17 protein-coding genes are annotated in these 15,406 nt (G+C 39.7%); 9 read left to right on the top strand and 8 right to left on the bottom strand.

Translation table 11 applies throughout. The features are described 5' to 3' along the window. Positions 1-413 precede the first annotated feature (413 nt). The 6 genes from treP to QNN06_RS14265 all read left to right on the top strand — a co-directional run bounded on the left by treP (position 414) and on the right by QNN06_RS14265 (position 7,410). Positions 414-1,838, top strand: coding sequence for a PTS system trehalose-specific EIIBC component (gene treP, locus QNN06_RS14290; protein ID WP_213115729.1), 1,425 nt, complete (start codon positions 414-416; stop codon positions 1,836-1,838). A 64-nt stretch (positions 1,839-1,902) separates the two neighbouring features. Then, positions 1,903-3,570 carry an alpha,alpha-phosphotrehalase gene (gene treC / locus QNN06_RS14285; RefSeq protein WP_213115730.1) on the top strand — a complete coding sequence of 556 codons (1,668 nt, stop codon included), beginning with the start codon at positions 1,903-1,905 and terminating at the stop codon, positions 3,568-3,570. Positions 3,571-3,584: 14 nt separating this feature from the next. Beyond that, positions 3,585-4,298, top strand: a complete 714-nt coding sequence (treR, locus tag QNN06_RS14280; RefSeq protein WP_213115731.1) for a trehalose operon repressor — start codon at positions 3,585-3,587, stop codon at positions 4,296-4,298. An 86-nt stretch (positions 4,299-4,384) separates the two neighbouring features. Beyond that, positions 4,385-5,062, top strand: a complete 678-nt coding sequence (locus QNN06_RS14275) for an SOS response-associated peptidase (protein WP_217036547.1) — start codon at positions 4,385-4,387, stop codon at positions 5,060-5,062. Positions 5,063-5,583: 521 nt separating this feature from the next. Then, positions 5,584-6,201: an RraA family protein gene (locus QNN06_RS14270; protein ID WP_213115733.1), complete on the top strand. Its 618-nt coding sequence runs from the start codon at positions 5,584-5,586 to the stop codon at positions 6,199-6,201. Between the two features lie 159 nt (positions 6,202-6,360). Continuing rightward, positions 6,361-7,410, top strand: coding sequence for a potassium channel family protein (locus tag QNN06_RS14265; RefSeq protein ID WP_249366478.1), 1,050 nt, complete (start codon positions 6,361-6,363; stop codon positions 7,408-7,410). A 33-nt stretch (positions 7,411-7,443) separates the two neighbouring features. Here the strand turns inward: QNN06_RS14265 and QNN06_RS14260 are convergent, their stop codons facing one another. Continuing rightward, positions 7,444-7,881, bottom strand: a complete 438-nt coding sequence (locus tag QNN06_RS14260; RefSeq protein ID WP_213115735.1) for a GNAT family N-acetyltransferase — start codon at positions 7,879-7,881, stop codon at positions 7,444-7,446. Between the two features lie 215 nt (positions 7,882-8,096). On the opposite strand from QNN06_RS14260, the gene QNN06_RS14255 reads away from it, so the two are divergent. Next, a complete protein-coding gene (locus QNN06_RS14255) occupies positions 8,097-8,933 on the top strand; it encodes a DUF4405 domain-containing protein (RefSeq protein WP_217036549.1) in 837 nt (278 codons plus the stop codon). Between the two features lie 55 nt (positions 8,934-8,988). On the opposite strand, the gene QNN06_RS14250 is transcribed toward QNN06_RS14255, so the two are convergent. The 7 genes from QNN06_RS14250 to QNN06_RS14220 all read right to left on the bottom strand — a co-directional run bounded on the left by QNN06_RS14250 (position 8,989) and on the right by QNN06_RS14220 (position 13,579). Beyond that, positions 8,989-9,234: a hypothetical protein gene (locus QNN06_RS14250; protein WP_213115737.1), complete on the bottom strand. Its 246-nt coding sequence runs from the start codon at positions 9,232-9,234 to the stop codon at positions 8,989-8,991. 23 nt (positions 9,235-9,257) lie between these two features. After that, positions 9,258-9,704, bottom strand: a complete 447-nt coding sequence (locus tag QNN06_RS14245) for an SRPBCC family protein (protein ID WP_284037762.1) — start codon at positions 9,702-9,704, stop codon at positions 9,258-9,260. 78 nt (positions 9,705-9,782) lie between these two features. Further along, positions 9,783-10,289 carry a hypothetical protein gene (locus tag QNN06_RS14240; protein ID WP_213115739.1) on the bottom strand — a complete coding sequence of 169 codons (507 nt, stop codon included), beginning with the start codon at positions 10,287-10,289 and terminating at the stop codon, positions 9,783-9,785. Between the two features lie 17 nt (positions 10,290-10,306). Continuing rightward, positions 10,307-10,798, bottom strand: a complete 492-nt coding sequence (locus tag QNN06_RS14235; RefSeq protein ID WP_213115740.1) for an acyltransferase family protein — start codon at positions 10,796-10,798, stop codon at positions 10,307-10,309. A 120-nt stretch (positions 10,799-10,918) separates the two neighbouring features. Then, positions 10,919-11,545: an SdpI family protein gene (locus tag QNN06_RS14230; RefSeq protein WP_213115741.1), complete on the bottom strand. Its 627-nt coding sequence runs from the start codon at positions 11,543-11,545 to the stop codon at positions 10,919-10,921. After that, positions 11,542-11,820 (bottom strand): autorepressor SdpR family transcription factor, encoded by a 279-nt coding sequence (locus QNN06_RS14225; RefSeq protein WP_217036551.1) that lies wholly within the window; start codon positions 11,818-11,820, stop codon positions 11,542-11,544. Before QNN06_RS14225 ends, QNN06_RS14230 begins: the two co-directional genes overlap by 4 nt. A gap of 166 nt (positions 11,821-11,986) precedes the next feature. After that, the gene (locus QNN06_RS14220) at positions 11,987-13,579 is read right to left on the bottom strand and encodes a long-chain-fatty-acid--CoA ligase (RefSeq protein ID WP_284037761.1); all 1,593 of its coding nucleotides are present in this window, start codon (positions 13,577-13,579) and stop codon (positions 11,987-11,989) included. Positions 13,580-13,751: 172 nt separating this feature from the next. Between QNN06_RS14220 and QNN06_RS14215 the strand changes: the two genes are divergently transcribed. Together QNN06_RS14215 and QNN06_RS14210 are read left to right on the top strand one after the other, a co-directional pair. Beyond that, positions 13,752-14,156 carry a hypothetical protein gene (locus QNN06_RS14215; protein ID WP_213115744.1) on the top strand — a complete coding sequence of 135 codons (405 nt, stop codon included), beginning with the start codon at positions 13,752-13,754 and terminating at the stop codon, positions 14,154-14,156. A 101-nt stretch (positions 14,157-14,257) separates the two neighbouring features. Beyond that, complete coding sequence (locus QNN06_RS14210; protein ID WP_284037760.1) at positions 14,258-15,151, top strand: alpha/beta hydrolase; 894 nt, start codon at positions 14,258-14,260, stop codon at positions 15,149-15,151. Positions 15,152-15,406 lie beyond the last annotated feature (255 nt).

Genomic DNA, 15,406 nt, shown 5'->3' with positions numbered 1-15,406 from the left:
ATCCAATAAAAAAAGACCCTGAACATAGTCAAGGGCCAAAGTGAGAACTTAGCGGTCACAACTAAGCCTCAAATTAGGAGGTCTAAACTCAGAAGAATTTAAACATCTATAGTGTAACATTTTCTAAAAATTCATTCAATAGTTTAAAGTGTTAAAGACCAAAAGTATTTCAAAAATTCAGGAAAAAACTATACCTTTTTACCAACCCCCCTACTATTTACCTAACTTTTCCAGTAAAAATTCATTGTTGACAAACCTGTATATACAAGTCATAATGAAAACGTAATCAAAACTTGTATATACAGGTCATCTAAACAATCTGGTAAACGCATACAAAACCTGTATAAAATTAAGGGTTTGATAAAAATATAGGAAACAAATGGGGTATCACCCATTCGTTAGGGGGAAATCAGATGAGTAAATACACAGATCCTTCAAAGGAATTACTCAAACATATTGGCGGTAAAGAAAACATTGCGGCCGTTACTCACTGTGTAACAAGAATGCGGTTTGTTTTAAATGATCCATCAAAAGCTGATGTAAAAAGTATAGAATCAATCGGACTTGTAAAAGGTACATTTACCCAAGCTGGTCAATTCCAGGTCATCATAGGAAATGAAGTTTCAAGCTTTTATAATGAATTTGAAAAAATTGCTGGTGTTGAAGGAGCATCAAAAGAAGAAGCGAAAATTGCAGCGAAGAAAAATCAGAACTGGCTGCAGCGCATGATGGGGCATTTAGCTGAAATCTTCACCCCATTAATTCCGGCCCTTGTTGTCGGCGGTTTAATCCTTGGATTCCGAAATATTATCGGTGATATAAAACTATTAGATGATGGAACAAAAACAATTATAGAAGTATCGCAATTTTGGGCCGGTGTCCACTCATTTCTTTGGCTGATTGGTGAGGCAATCTTCCACTTCCTTCCTGTCGGCATCACCTGGTCCGTAGCCAAGAAAATGGGCGCATCGCAAATTCTTGGTATTGTTCTCGGAATTACCTTAGTATCACCGCAATTGCTAAATGCATATGCCGTTGCAGGAGCGAAAGAAATTCCGACATGGGATTTTGGTTTTGCACACATAAAGATGATTGGTTATCAAGCTCAAGTAATCCCTGCGATTCTAGCCGGCTTAACTTTAGGCTTCCTTGAAACAAGACTGCGTAAAGTGGTGCCAAATTCAATTTCGATGATTGTTGTGCCATTTTTCGCACTGGTTCCGGCTGTATTAATTGCGCACACAATTTTAGGTCCTATCGGCTGGCAAATCGGTTCAGGCATTTCTCATGTGGTTTATTCAAGCTTAACATCTTCATTCGGCTGGTTGTTTGCAGCAATCTTTGGATTTGCTTATGCCCCACTAGTCATTACAGGCTTACACCATATGACAAACGCAATTGACCTTCAATTAATGAGTGAACTTGGCGGTACAAACCTATGGCCAATGATTGCTTTATCAAATATAGCTCAAGGTTCAGCCGTTCTTGCGATGATTTTCATCAACCGCAAAAACGAAGAAGAAAAGCAAGTTTCGATTCCGGCGACCATCTCATGTTACTTAGGGGTGACCGAGCCGGCGATGTTTGGAATTAACCTAAAATATGGTTTCCCATTCTTGGCAGCAATGATTGGTTCAATGGTTGCAGGCGTTGTATCTGTAGCAAGCGGTGTTATGGCTAACTCAATTGGGGTCGGCGGTCTTCCTGGTATCTTATCGATACAAGCAAAACATATGGCGATGTTTGGAGTCTGCATGATTATTGCTATTGTAGTTCCATTCCTGTTAACAAATATCTTTGCAAAAACAGGAATGAATAAATTTTCTTTGAAAAAATAACTCCAATCAAGGAGGGAGAACAGCTCCCTCCTTTTCACATTACTAAATTAGGCAGGTGCAAAAAATGTTAACAGCTTGGTGGAAAAATGCAGTCGTTTATCAAATTTATCCTAAAAGCTTTAAGGATACAACCGGTAATGGTACCGGCGATCTTCTAGGTATCATTGATAAACTCGACTATTTGAAAAAATTAGGTGTCGATGTTCTATGGCTCACCCCTATATATCAATCGCCACAACGAGATAATGGATATGACATTAGCGATTATTACAGCATATATCCTGAATATGGCACAATGGAAGATTTCGAACGGCTGCTGAAAGAGGCCCATAAACGAAGTTTAAAAATCATGATGGATATTGTCATCAATCATACCTCAACAGAACATGAATGGTTTAAGCAGTCCAAATCCTCGAAGGATAACCCATACCGTGACTTCTACATTTGGAAGGATGGTGTAAAAGGAGCACCGCCTAACAACTGGCAGTCTAAATTTGGTGGTTCGGCTTGGGAGTATGACGAAACGACTGGCCAATATTACCTTCATCTTTTCGATGTGACCCAAGCGGACCTCAATTGGGAAAATGAAAAGGTCCGCGAAGCCTTATACGAAATGATGCATTTTTGGCTAAAAAAAGGAGTCGATGGCTTCCGTCTCGACGTTATCAATCTAATTTCGAAAGACCAGCAATTCCCGCAGGATGACACCGACGGCCGCAAATTTTACACAGATGGTCCAAGAATCCATGAGTTTCTGCATGAGATGAACGAAAAAGTTTTTTCGAAATATGATTTGATTACCGTGGGCGAAATGTCTTCGACGTCGATTGACCACTGCATCAATTACACAAAACCTGAGCGGGAAGAATTAAATATGGTGTTTAGCTTCCATCACTTGAAGGTTGATTACCCGAATGGCGATAAGTGGACGAAAGCGGATTTCGATTTCCACGCCTTAAAAAAGATTCTGTCTGACTGGCAAATAGAAATGAATCAGGGAGGCGGCTGGAATGCCCTTTTCTGGTGCAATCACGACCAACCTCGCGTGGTATCGCGATTTGGTGACGATGGCAAATACCATAAAGAATCAGCGAAAATGCTGGCAACTGCAATCCACATGATGCAGGGCACCCCTTATATTTACCAGGGGGAAGAATTCGGAATGACCAATCCGAATTTTAATTCCATTGAGGACTACCGTGATGTGGAATCCTTTAATATTTTTGAAATCAAGAAAAACGAGGGAATGAGTGAACTAGAAATCCTTGATATCTTGAAGCAAAAGTCACGGGATAACTCAAGAACGCCAGTGCAATGGGATTCCAGCCGCAATGCTGGGTTTACGGAAGGTACTCCCTGGATTAATACAGCGGAAAATTCCCCTGAAATCAATGCCGAAAATGCCATGCAGGATCCTGATTCTATCTTCTATTATTATCAAAAACTCATTCAGCTTAGAAAAAATTATGATATCATAATGGACGGCGACTTTGAATTAATTTTAGAAGATGACAAAGAGGTTTTTGCTTATGTTCGTTCCAATGGCGTTGAAAAAATGATAGTTTTAAATAATTTTTACGGAAAAGAAAAGACGGTCACTCTCCCATCTCACTTCCATCTTGATGGTGAACATTGTGAAATGTTAATCTCTAATTATGAGGATTCAGCTGCACTTGGGTGCCAAATTAATTTGCGGCCATATGAGTCCATCGTTTACCATATAAAGAAGTGATTGGTGATGTCTTTATGACAAACAAATATTTAACCATCTATAATACGATTGTTGAACAAATTAAAAGCGGAGAAATCTCACCTCAGACGCTGCTGCCTTCTGAGAATGAATTAACTGAACAATTCCAGACATCAAGGGAAACGATTCGAAAAGCTCTAAATTTGCTGTCGCAAAATGGATATATTCAAAAAGTCCGCGGCAAAGGGTCCATCGTCATTGATGTCTCCAAGTTCGACTTCCCTGTTTCCGGACTGGTGAGCTTTAAAGAACTTGGGAAAAAAATGGGCCGGAAACCAAGAACCATCGTGAATGAGTTGGAATTAATGAAACCTGACGGCTATATTCGGCAGCAGCTCCAGCTTACCGGGAAAGATCAGGTCTGGAAGGTCGTGCGGACACGGGAAATCGGCGGAGAAAAGATCATTTTAGATAAGGACTTCCTGAATAAAAAGTTTGTTCCTGAATTAACGGAAGAAGTCTGCGCAGATTCCATTTATGAGTACTTGGAAAAAGACTTGAATCTTACCATCAGTTTTGCAAAAAAAGAAATAGTGGTTGAAGAACCGACGGATGAGGACCGTGCCCTTCTTGATCTTGGCGGTTTTCATAACATCGTTGTTATTAAAAACCTTGTATACCTGGATGATGCCAGTCTATTTCAATACACGGAATCCCGGCACCGTCCCGATAAGTTTCGGTTCGTCGACTTTGCTCGAAGAACACATTGATTCTGAATGGAAATCTCTTGTAAAAGAGGTTTCCTTTTTGATTTTTTGCTACAATAAACCTAACTTAAGAACCTGAGGTGAAAAGTATGTGCGGGCGATTTACGTTAACAGCAACGATTGATCAGATTCTTGACCGGTTTGATATACAAGCATTCCTTGACGAGGAAAATTATTTGCCAAGCTTTAACATTGCCCCCTCTCAATTGGTATTGGCAGTCATCAACGATGGAACGTCCAACAGGATGGGCTTTTTAAAATGGGGGTTGATTCCTCCCTGGGCCAAGGACATATCGATTGGTCATAAAATGATCAATGCTCGGGCAGAAACTTTAACAGAAAAACCAAGCTTCGAAAAGCCGTTCCAGAAAAAGCGCTGCCTTATTATTGCTGATAGTTTTTACGAGTGGAAACGAAATGATGATAAAACGAAAACACCAATGCGGATTAAACTGAAGGATGAAAACCTTTTTGCAATGGCCGGACTATGGGAACAATGGAAATCCACCGAAGGGAAATCTGTCTTTTCCTGCTCTGTCATAACAACAGCCCCGAACGAATTGATGATGGATATTCATGACCGAATGCCGGTCATTTTAAAACCAGAGGACGAACATACATGGCTTGACCCCTCTATTACGAATACGAATTTCCTGAAACAATTCCTTGTGCCCTTTAATAAAAATCAGATGGAAGCGTATGAAGTCTCTTCACTTGTAAACTCGCCAAAAAACAACTCGATAGATCTCATTCAAAAAATATGCTAACGCACATTTTTTTCGACTATGGACAAGTTGCCTATATGCACGTCCACATTCTGTCATATGATGTACTAACCCATTAAGTTTTTCCTTCTTTTAAGTGGCCGGAAGCCACTTTCTTTTTTTTTGTCCAAAAACTCTACCTGTGTAAATGGTCTGATTCCCCCATAACATGAATACAATGTAAAATACCATCAGCAAATCTCTAGTGGCTCCATCTTTTATTTATCGCGGCGGCTTGTGATACCTTTTGGTAAGAGGTTCACCGCTTACCAGCACCTTTTCCGCATGGAGAGCAAAACGGCGACTTTGTTCCTCTTTATATACCGATTTGTACGGTAAATGACCAAGATATCAGTGACAGTTGGACAGGAAAAAGCAGTTTTATTTAGTATATCGATATGGCCGTCTGGCTTTTCTGCCGGCGGCCATTTTTATGTTCTTCTCAACAATGAATTTCCTAATATTCCAATTTGTTAGAATAGTAGTATAATAAAGTAAACTTTACATAAAGGAGCATCGCTAGTATGGATAACCTATTAAACGAATTTAAGAATCTGCCGACAACCTGCATTTCCGATGGTATGGATGGCTTAAATAACCTCCACCCTTCCATTAAACCTCTTAAGGAAGAGTACAAGCTTGCAGGGCGGGCTTTTACTGTTAAAATTCCGGTCGGTGATAATTTGGCCGTTTTAAAAGCGATTCGCAACGCTAAACCGGGTGATATCTTGGTTGTCGATGCCAAAGGAGACCAATACCGTGCTATTGCCGGTGATTTTGTTGTCGGCATGATGCAGACTCTCGGAATCGGCGGCTTAGTGGTTGATGGTGTCATCCGTGATATTGTGGGTATTAAAGAATTAAACTTCCCTGTTTTCTCCCGAGGAACGGCGGTCGCTGCAAGCAGCAAAGCAGGTGTCGGCGAAATCAATGTCCCAATTTCCTGTGGCGGAGTCACTATAAATCCTGGTGACATCGTTGTTGGAGATGCGGATGGAGTAGTTGTAGTCCCACAATCAATTGAACAAGAGGTTTTAACTAAATCTCAGAACAAATTGAAAAAAGACCAGCTAAGAGAAGAAAAGATTTCCGGCAATCGTGAAGCGATTTTTAAACATTTGGATGAAATGCTTTCCAAATAAAAATGACCCCCTTTCCTTATAGGAATAGGGGTTTTATATTTTTTCATCCTACTTTAAATTGCTGCCTGACTGTTTTCAATTCTTATACTTATTTGGCGAAGTTTGGGAAACATAAGGATTATCAATGAAGATTTTTGGCTGGGATGGTTGCTTGTGGGGATGAAGATAAAAAAGATTCTTTATCATTTGATTATGCTACGGGATAAAATATTAGTTCCTTTTGTGCTTTTATACATATTATTGGCTGCACTTGGAATTTTTTGGATAGAGCCAAAAACATTTGAATCGTACATTACCTCAATCTACTGGGTATTAACAACGCTAGCGACAGTAGGTTTCGGTGACTATGCGCCGGTAACGGATGCAGGAAAAATTTATACCATCTTCCTTTATATCACCGGCATTGGCTTAATCAGTTTATTTGTAGGTAGAGTCATCAATACCGTGTACGTAATAGATAAGTTAAAGGTCGGAGGAAAGATGAAATATACAGGGAAACATCATATTATCCTGGTTGGCTGGAGCCCAAAAACAAAATTGGCTGTAAAGGAAATTCTGAAGACAGACAAAAAGACGGATATTGTCATTATTGATAACTTAGAAAAAGCTCCAATTTCGGAGGAACGACTGTTTTATGTCCGCGGAGATGCGACTGACGAAGAAACACTCTTGAATTCCAACCTTCCAAAAGCCAAAGGTGTGATCATTTTTGCGGACCAGATTGCGCAGGATAACTTTTTAACCAAGGACCCTCTCCTAGTGGACGGCAAAACCTTATTAGTGGCGACCGCTATCACTACGATTGAGGAAAAATTAAAAATAGATATTCACGTCACGGCTGAAGTCATTAATGAAAACCACATTCAATTGTTCAAACATGTTCAAGTCGATGAGTTTATTCCAACCCAGGAAATGATTTCGCATGCTGCCGTACGCTCTTTATTCTCGCATGGCGTGACCCATATGTATTCTGAATTAATGAGTACACAGTACGGAGATTCTATGTATGAAATTCCGAAAAAGAAAGAATGGAAAACCTACCGAGACGCTTTTTTTGAACTCTTGAATCTAGGAGCAACATTAGTAGCCGACCGGGGCGACATGCACATTAATCAAAAGCTGGACCAAATGATTCCCAATGATGCACAGCTGTTTGTCATTTGTGATAAGGAGACCATCAGCCAATTAACTTCAAGAGTTGAAAAATAAATTTAAAAAAAGGGGTGGATAAAGCGCCCACCCCTAAATAGAAAAATAATAAAAGTAATGCGTTTCTCTTTTGAAGCCAATTTTTTCATAAAGACCTTGGGCAGGAAAATTGTCAGAGGCTGTCTCAAGTAGTACACCTTTTGCTCCAGTATCCCGTGCCATTTCAATTGCCTTATTGATTAATTTATCACCGATGCCCTTGCCACGGTATTCTTTTTTCACATACAAATCATTCAATATCCAAGACCGTTGCATGCTAACAGATGAAAAGGTCGGATACAGTTGCGTAAAGCCAACCGCCTCCCCTCCCTCATAAGCAACGAAAATAACCGATTCCCCATTTAATATTCTCGTCTTTAAAAACTCCCGTGCGCCTTCGGTATCAGGCGATTGCTCGTAAAATTGTCTGTATAAATCAAAAAGCTCCGTTACCGCATCCAGGTCATTTATTGTAGCTTTGATAAGGTTCATTGATGCACCTCTCCCCTTTTATTTCCCCTTATTCCTTTTTATGGTACACTTTATTCTACTTCAATTGGATTCATTTTTGATAGTCTTTTTTATTCCCCAAAAATGAAAAGTTCTTTTTTCAATAAATAAGGATTTATTTTTTGGCTTAAGGATTTCTTAAGGTTCACGCACCATAATGGGAAACAGTTAAGGTGAATCAATTTGGAGGATTTAAGATGAAAAAGAATTATACAAAGATTGTTCTCGATTTGTTGATGGCTATCACGTTTGTGCTGCTAATGAATCCAAGAGTATTAGATGGATTGCCGTTTCATGAAATTGCCGGACTGGTAATAGGGGTAGCTATTCTAGTACACATCGGCTTGAACTATCGCTGGGTGGTCAATACAACGAAAAAGATCTTTGACCCGAAGCTTCCTAATAAAACACGATTTAGTTATCTTTTAAACGTACTGTTGTTAATTTCGATGGCAGGTGTTATTATCACAGGCATATTAATTTCTAGAGTTGTATTACCAAGTCTCGCCATTCAGGGAAATCACACTATTCGTGAATTACATGGATTATCTGCTGATGCCACACTTGCATTTGTTGGACTTCATGTTGGTGTACATTGGCAGTGGGTAATGAGTATCTGCAAAAAGGCATTTAAAACAAAGGAAGGGAAATTTAGGAAAGGTGTTATTGCATCCGTTGTCCTGTCACTCGCTATTTTAGCAGGTGGAATTCAATGGTTCGCTTCAACAGCTACACCGAGCATGGGTGAGTTCAAACCGATACAAATGCAGCAAAGTACTCAAACATCTAATAATGGAAATACGGTAAATACAGAGAACTCAACTGCGATGCCAAAGCAAGGACCTCCTAATGGAGATTTTCGAAAGGAAAAATTTCATGGAAAAGAAGGACATGGAGGATCAAGCAATCCATTTCTCGTAGTTCTTAACTATTTTGCTATTTGGGCAGTGATCATCATTCCTACTTATTATATTGAAAAGCGAATTTTAAGAAAAAAACGGAAATCTAAATTGACCCATCCTCAAATGACATAAAAATGTATCTGTGATTAAAAAAAGTCCGGTTTATAGTTCCGGACTTTTTTACTTCTTATGATAATTTGAGTAGATATTCATTCATCCAATTGTTACTTTTCAATTCTTTAGAAAGAATATCAATAATTGCAGGGGGATATGGACTTATTCTAATATGCTCGTGAATCCTCCCAAGTACGAACTTGTAATCTAACTCGGCACAAACGCTAAACCATTGCTGGACCGTTTCATTTTTTGCCACAAAGAGAGGATATACCCTTTCAATCAAGACAATCAGTTTAAACGCCTCTTGTTTAGTCATTGAAGGTTCTCCTTGGCTAATCCCTAGGAATTATGATTGTTCAGTAATCCGCCCCGTAATTGATTCACGCCAAATTCCAGGTAAGCTTTTAAACAGGTCAACATAAATACCCACCCTTCTTTATTGTCCAGTATATTATGTATTAATGCAGCGTCATTCTCTTGAAAGCCTTCTTCCATTATTTCAATAATCGTGCCGGACGAATCCATTTCTTTTAAGCTGATGGTTACAGTATGTTCGTCCTCTGGCGGACCCCAAAGGAAGACAATTTTATTATTCTCCTCTACTTCAACAACTTTAATTTCCAATTCAGCATTGTACAAATCATATTCCAATTTGATGGTCTTTCCCGCTGCCCATCTTTCTGAACTCGATGAGAACCAAAAATTCCCGATTTTCGAAGGATCGACAAAGGCCTCAAATACATCTTTGGCAGGTTTCTTAATTTGAAACCTTGTTAAATTAATCATTTCTAATCACTCTCTTTCACCTATTAACATAATCAGGGTTGTCTCATACGGTTTATTTTATACCATTATATCTTTTTATTAGTCCACTATCTGAATATATTCGCTTGGATTGCTCCTGATTTTTTCTCCAATATCCTTTAACGTCTTTGGACTAATTTCGGTAAAATCAATATTAAGTAACGCGATAGATTCCATGAGTTCGGGGTCCTTTTCAATGTCATTATAGGAAACATTAAAATCCTCTATACTCCTTGAAAAATTCCCTGCTTCAAAAAGCTGTTCCAATTTTACGAAGAGACACATCATTTCATTTGCTCCAAAATACTCCAGCCCGTTTTTGATTGCCTTCCACGCTCTGGGCTGAGCATAATAATATGCCCCCCACCAATAAAATTCTTCTATTGAATTTTTAGCATGATTAAAATAAGCATAAAACATGAATAAAGCCTTTTGCCCTGTAGTCAATTTTTGATATAGCTCTTCCTTTACTTTCGTATCCCTACCGCGAATTAACGGGATATAAGGCTCGAAACATGCCCCGCCCAGTGCTTCATCCTCTAGCGAATCAAAAAAATGTCTCTTCAAATCGTTCCCCACCTATTTTAATTTTCATGGTGTCGCTCCCATATTACTAAATTCTTTTGATTGTTTCGGTTTACCTTCACACCAAAAATCCATCTCGTAATGGCTGTCCGCTTAATGATAAACTCATATATTAGCCAAGAAATAAGCAAAGTTAGGACCATAATGAGGAAAAACGAAAGAATCATACCAAGATTGATTGTTAAAACATAGTAACCTATGACAACTAAAACACTCTGGTGAATAATATAGATAGGAAATGCTGCTTCATTCATGTACGGGATAGCCTTGTGAGGAAAATTCAAAAATTTGTGACCGAAACCCAAAATCACCGCAAGCGTTAGCCAAACATTGAAGGTTCTTAAAATAGATATAAGTATATCCACACCTGGGAAAATCGGCCCATCCTGCGGATCCCAATAATCAAACACCCTGGCGGAATGAAATGGAAATAACAGCAGGATTCCCAAATTTCTCAGCCAATCAATATCATATCTTCGATTCTCCCCCAAACAGACTCCCCATCTGAAACTAAATTATTTCTAGATTAATTGTAGTGATTCCACCCGCCTCTTACAAGGAAAATTTACCTAAAAAGGGAGAAAAAAACTCCCGATTTCGGGAGTTTCACGTTAAACTTTTATGAAAAAATAGTACGATGATAATACAATAAGGGCTAAAGAAACGATTATGGCAATGGCCACATAATAGACTTGGATAGCAGCCGGTATTATCGGTACAAATAGCATCAATATACCTAACACTACAAAAACCTTTCCGCCAAAGCGATGCGTTTTTCTCCATACATCCTCATTCGCTAAGGTCCATGGTGTACGAATTCCGATAAAATAATTGGGCTTAAATTTTGGACTTAAGTTACCAATAAAGATAAATAATAAACCAATTAATTCAGGAATAACGTGTTGAGGCTCAATGATTCCTAGTTCACTGGTAATTTGCACAGCTTGAAACAAGAACAGAAATAACAATATTCCATTCATGATCCAAGAATAGGCGCTTCCAAATCTCTGATAATTCGATTTCTTTGGGTCGATTTTCGGCAAAAGAATCCTCATAACATAAAAGACTAACATAATGCCAGGCAGAAGGAAAGCGCCTCTTGACTTATGAACGAAGCTGTTTGGTTCCCCTTTATAGTTCCAATGATTTGCGACTTGTTCTGGTAAATATGGATAAGCAATCCATGTTGCAATGAACGTAATAACAACTAAAAACAAGCCAAACCAATATTTTTTCATCTTTTATCACCCTCTTCATCTTTCGTTATAAAGTCCATAAACCATGTAACAACATCTTCAAATACACTTGTGTTTAAGGAGTAGATAATTTGCTGGCCCTTTTTCTCTGCATCCACCAAATTTGCTTGTTTTAATAAATTTAGATGATGAGATATACTTGGCTTTGTCATGTTAAAATGGTCAGCAATTTCCCCTGCGGACAAGTCCTGTTTTTTTAATAAATGGAGTATTTTTCTTCTGCTTGGATCGGACAGCGCCTTGAAAGCATCATTCATGGTCAACCCTCTTTTCACTAACTAATTGTTTGAATTTAGTTATTTAGAAAATTATCTAAATATATAATAAACCAATTTGTTAAATAAATGCAATTGATTCTTGTAGAAAATACAAAATAGCGGACTGGAAACAAAGATCCAACCCGCTTATTAATTCTAAAACTTTTTAGTTAACGAACCGTTCTGTTTTTCCTTTTGAGCTCCAGTATTCATTGCGAAGGTGGACCTTTTGGATTTTTCCAGAGGCAGTCTTCGGAAGTTCCTTTACAAAGGTGACCCCTGTAACCGCTTTAAAATGAGCCAATTTTTCACGGGAAAACGAGATGATTTCCGCCTCGCTGACTTCTGCACCCTCACGCAATACAACGTATGCATGTGGAGTTTCGCCCCATTTTTCATGTGGAACTGCAATGACGGCAGCCTCTAATACCGCAGGATGCTCGTAAAGCGCCCCTTCCACTTCGATAGAAGAAATGTTTTCTCCACCGCTGATGATAATATCCTTTTTCCGATCAACGATCTCAATATTACCGTATTCATCGACCGTTCCCATGTCGCCTGTGTGGAGCCAGCCGTTGCGGATTGTTTCCATGGTCGCCTCCGGGTTTTTCCAATAGCCAAGCATAACACCGTGGCTTCTTGTTACGACTTCCCCAATTTCCTGGCCGTTATGGGCTACCTCTACCCCATGCTCGTTGACTACTCTTACATCAGAACCAATCATTGGATAACCCGCTTTTGCTTTTATGCGTGCTTTTGTTTCGGGTGCCAGGTGTATAAGTTCAGAGCGGATTGTTGAAACCAAGCTAAGAGGCGTAGATTCTGTCATTCCGTACACCTGAATAAACTCCCAACCAAGCTCCTGTTCTACGCGGGTCACAAACGCCGGCGGCGGTGCAGAACCAGCAATGACCACCCGAACGTTATGCTCTATTACCGGTTTATTTTTTTCATAGTATTGCAATAAAGAATTAAGCACGGTCGGTGCCATGTGCAGCACTGTCACCTTATGCTTCTGAATAGCTTGAAAAATTGATTCAGGAGTAGCCTTTTTCAAGCAAACATGTGTAGAACCGTTCGCCGTATAATAAAATGGCGAGCCCCAACCATTTACGTGAAACATTGGAAGAACATGAAGATAGACATCCCGGTCGCTGACGCGCAGGTGGTGCATCGTGCTTAATGCGTGGAGATAATTATTGCGGTGCGTCAGCATAACTCCCTTAGGGTTTCCTGTTGTACCACTTGTATAGAGAAGGCTGCAGACATCGTTTTCGTCGAGCTCAGAACGCTCGAAATTCCCTGATGGGTAACCGGCCAGCCATTTCTCATAATCTACCTCATCGGTTTGTTCATCTTTATATTGAACAATAATGTGTTTGACTGTTTCGAGCTGCTCTTTAATCGGAATGATTAATTGATACAAGTCCTGGTCAACCAGCAGCACTTTCGATTCACTATGATTTAAAATAAACAAGTAATCCTCAGGCTTTAAGCGGATATTAAGCGGCACCATGATGGCCCCAAGCTGGAAAACGCCATAAAAGCCTTCGAGCATTTCAACGGTGTTCGGTGCAAGATACGCAACCCGTTCCCCTTTTTCCACCCCTAAAGCCCTTAACCCATGAGAAAGCTGGTTTACTCTCCTATTCAGCTCGTAATATGTAAAAACTCGTTTATCGCAAAAAACAGCCTGCTTGTCCCCATAAAGAGAAACGGCCCGGTCCAAAAATTCCGGAAGTATTAAAGGTACATTCATTTTTTTCACCTCTTTTTAAATTTTTGAATATTCCAACTTAATATTATTCTATCATAAAATTTTTAAATAAAAATACAAAAATTTGTCTAAAAATAATTAATTGCACCTGAGTACTAATTTGGTGGGAAATCCCATAAATTAGAATGTACGTTCGTAAAAGGAGGGCGAGGAAATGCTTCGAGGCAATGATTCCTTGATAACAGGTGAGATGTTGGCAAAGTATTACGAACTAAACAAAAAGAAAAAAGAAATCGAATTGGAAATGAATGAATTAAAAGATGTTTTCCAAAGCTATTTTAATAATTTAGTAGGAAGGGACACGAAGGGCGAAATTACCGTCAGTGGTTTTAAATTGCAAAGGCAAATCCGAAAATCTGAAAAATTCCATGAGGAAGAAACAGTGAAAAGACTGGAAGAACTGCAATTGAACGACCTCATTCAGGTGATTAAGAAACCCGACGATTCAAAGATAAAAGCGGCGCTTGAACTGGGGTTACTAAAGGGAAATCAATTGGAGGGCTGCATCGTTACAACTCATTCCCCTGCAATTTCGGTAAAACCGGTCACACCTCGCTAAATACTGACAGAAAATTTTATTATCTCTTTACATTATGGAGGAATTCCCCAAACTTTATCGAAGTACTAATGCGTATTTATTTTTTAAAGGGGGATTTTGTCATGGTAAGTTCAGAAAGTTTAATGATACGTCAAATGTTAAAGGCATCGTTAACAAACCAACTCGCTGAATTTAATCTTGAAGCGACACGAAACGGATTAGAAGCCTTATCCGCACTAACTCCTGTGGCCCCTGATATTAATGTGGAAAAAAAAACGATTGAAGGAATTCCTGCCGAATGGGTAACGGCTCCGAACGCTGAAGAAGACCGGGTATTTCTTTACCTTCACGGCGGGGCGTACATAATGGGCAGCTGCAACACGCATAGATATCTGGCGTCTAAACTGTCAAGGTCAACTCGTGCCCGAGTATTGGTGCCAGAATACCGGCTTGCACCAGAAAATCCATATCCAGCAGCAGTTGAAGATGCCCTAAAGGTGTATCGTTGGCTGGTTGATTCAGGTGTTTCTCCTGAAAAAATTATCATCGGCGGAGATTCGGCCGGCGGCGGATTAACAATGTCCACTCTGCTTGCTTTACGTGAGGCTGGCGACAAATTGCCGGCATTAACCGTCCTGTTATCGCCTTGGACTGATTTGGAGGGCACAGGGGAATCAATGGAAACAAGAAGAGGTATTGACCCATGGCTAAACCCAGATCAGTCTCGTCTCGTACCAGCTTTATATATTCGGGACCTGGACCCGCGCGACCCGCACGTATCTCCAATCTATGCAGATTTAACAGGCTTGCCGCCCATGCTCGTTCATGCCGGGAATAATGAAATTTTGCTGGATGATTCTATTCGTTTAGTGGACCGTGCACTGGCGGCTGGCGTAGATGTCAGCTTGAAAATCTGGGATGATATGTGGCACGTCTTCCAAACCTTCAATATTCCGGAGGGCCAGCAGGATATCGATGAAATTGGGGAATTTGTGGTTAAGCGATTAGGGTTATAGAGTTAAATTCAAAACGCTTGGGACTTCCAGGCGTTTTTTCGTTTTGATCTTCATTACTTTCATGAAGGACATTTCCCTCTTGGATTCCCTTCGTTATGATCCTCATCACCTTTATGAAGGACATTTCCCTCTTGAAATCCCATTATTTTGGTCTTCTTCGGCTTTATGAAGGACATTTTCCAGCCCAACCCAAAGCATTTTGTCGTTTAGAAACCCTCTAGTAAACATTATCCTCTTTGCCAACCCATTTTTGTC

This window comes from Neobacillus sp. 114, assembly GCF_030127045.1.
GTDB lineage: Bacteria > Bacillota > Bacilli > Bacillales > Cytobacillaceae > Neobacillus > Neobacillus rhizophilus.
The sequence above is the reverse complement of the archived record's forward strand: the minus strand, read 5'-3'. Positions and strand labels throughout refer to the sequence as shown.